The sequence below is a fragment of the Leptolyngbya sp. GGD genome (assembly GCF_026735145.1).
In the GTDB taxonomy this organism is placed as follows: Bacteria; Cyanobacteriota; Cyanobacteriia; order Leptolyngbyales; family Leptolyngbyaceae; genus Leptolyngbya; species Leptolyngbya boryana.
Genome location: NZ_JAPQKE010000023.1, coordinates 1 through 2,432 on the forward strand (window position 1 = coordinate 1; position 2,432 = coordinate 2,432).

Consider the following 2,432-nt stretch of genomic DNA (forward strand, 5'->3'; position numbering starts at 1 on the left):
GATAGCCGTTTCAACTTGTGGTGTTGTTTCTCGTAATGACTTGTAGACTACGCCGACTCGTTGTAGATTTTGTAGCGATGCTGGAACTAATGCAACTCCCATTTCTGCTGAAATTAATCCAATAATTGTTTGCATTTGGATTGCTTCCTGCATCACCTTTGGACTGAAGTTCACTTGCTTGCAGAAGCTCACAATCTGATCATACAAACCGGGTCCCAAATGGCGCGGAAACAGAATAAAAGATTCATCAGCAAGCGAATCCATCGAAATTATTGTTTCAGTTGCCAATGGGTGAGATTCAGGCAAGACAACGACTAAAGATTCTTTCAAAATAGATTCTGACTGCAAGCGATCGTCCTTAAGGGGAGGATGACAAAAACCAATGTCGATCCGCTGATTGTGTAATGCTTCTTCCTGCTGAGTCGTCGTCAATTCTTGTAGCACAAGCTCAACTTGTGGGAAGTGATGTCGAAACTGATGCAGGATAGTCGGCAGAACATCATAAACTACAGAGCTAGTAAATCCGATCGTTAAAGTTCCAGTCTGACCTCTGCCCGCGCGTTGTGTGTCGTAGATTGCTTGTTCCAGTTGAGCCAGGATCGGGTAAGCCGCCTGCAACAAAACTTGTCCTGCCTCGGTTAGCTGAACTTGCCGCTTGGTTCGCCGGTGAAACAGTGCTACGCCTAATTCAGTTTCTAACTGCTTGATTTGTTGGCTCAACGGAGGTTGAGCGATGTGTAAACGCTCAGCAGCGCGATTGAAGTGAAGTTCTTCCGCCACCGCCACAAAGTAACGCAGGTGTCGCAGTTCCATTTTTTGATATGTTTCTCGTCTTAAATCTATCAAAACATATATTGGACATCTCAAAAATCGCTTTTTATACTCCAGAAACAATCCATTAAGAGCAAGCAACACCATGCCCGAAAATTTGAGAAGCCAAACGATTACTCAAGGCATTGCGCGATCGCCGAATCGTGCCATGCTCCGTGCCGTCGGATTCGAGGATGCTGATTTTACAAAGCCGATCGTGGGAGTCGCGAGTGCTCAGAGTACAATTACGCCTTGCAATATGGGAATTGCGCCGCTGACTGTTCAAGCAGAATCAGGAATTCGTACAGCAGGCGGAATGCCTCAGATGTTTGGCACGATCACCGTAAGTGATGGGATTTCGATGGGAACAGAGGGAATGAAGTATTCGCTCGTGTCGCGAGATGTGATTGCAGATTCAATCGAGACGGTCTGCCATGCTCAAAGCCTGGATGGTGTATTAGCGATCGGCGGCTGCGATAAGAATATACCGGGAGCCATGATTGCAATGGCACGAATGAATATTCCCGCCATTTTTGTCTATGGTGGCACGAGCAAACCTGGACATCTCGATGGAAAAGATTTAACAGTTGTCAGCGTATTTGAAGCGGTGGGACAGTACAGCACTGGAAAAATTGAAGAATCAATGCTGTATGCAGTCGAGCGCAATGCTTGTGCAGGTGCAGGTTCTTGTGGTGGAATGTACACTGCGAATACGATGTCTGCTGCATTTGAAGCGATGGGCATGAGTTTAATGTATTCCTCTACCATGTCCAACATTGACCCTGAAAAAGCTGAGAACACAGCACTTGCTGGGAAAGTGTTAGTCGAAGCCATTCGGAACCAACTTTTACCGCGTGACATTATTACTCGCAAGTCAATTGAAAACGCAGTTTCAGTGGTGATGGCGATCGGTGGTTCAACGAATGCGGTGCTGCACTTCTTAGCGATCGCCCATTCTGCGGGTGTGCCTTGGACGATTGATGATTTTGAAATCATTCGTCAACGAGTGCCTGTTCTCTGTGACCTTAAGCCATCCGGTCGCTATGTCGCGACAGATTTGCACAAAGCAGGCGGCATTCCTCAAGTGATGAAAATGTTGCTCAAACAGGGCTTGATCCATGGCGATTGTTTAACGATTACAGGAAACACGATCGCGCAATGCCTCAAAGACGTTTCTGAATCACCATGTCCATCCCAAGAGGTCATTCGTCCTTGGAGTCATCCACTCTATGCGACTGGACATCTAGCCATTCTCAAAGGCAATTTAGCTCTCGAAGGAGCCGTGGCAAAAATCACAGGAGTCAAAAATCCTAAACTGACTGGACCGGCTCGCGTATTTGACTCAGAGGAAGCCTGTTTAGAGGCGATTCTCACAGGCAAAATCAACCCAGGTGATGTTCTCGTCATTCGCTATGAAGGACCGAAAGGAGGACCCGGCATGCGAGAAATGTTAGCTCCGACTTCGGCACTGATTGGTGCAGGGTTAGGCGACTCGGTGGGACTGATTACGGATGGACGCTTTTCTGGCGGAACCTATGGCATGGTGGTTGGTCATGTTGCGCCTGAAGCCTTCGTCGGAGGCGCGATCGCACTGGTGCAAGAAGGAGATGAAATTACGATCG

General features: G+C 47.6%; 2 protein-coding genes. One reads left to right on the forward strand and one right to left on the reverse strand.

Annotated features, from left to right (window positions below; all coding sequences use genetic code 11):
* A partial coding sequence (locus OU814_RS31225; protein ID WP_268243317.1) for a LysR family transcriptional regulator occupies positions 1–813 on the reverse strand: 813 nt, incomplete at its 3' end.
* A 103-nt stretch (positions 814–916) separates the two neighbouring features.
* On the opposite strand from OU814_RS31225, the gene ilvD reads away from it, so the two are divergent.
* Positions 917–2,432: dihydroxy-acid dehydratase (ilvD, locus tag OU814_RS31230; protein WP_268243318.1), on the forward strand; the 1,516-nt coding region annotated here is incomplete at its 3' end.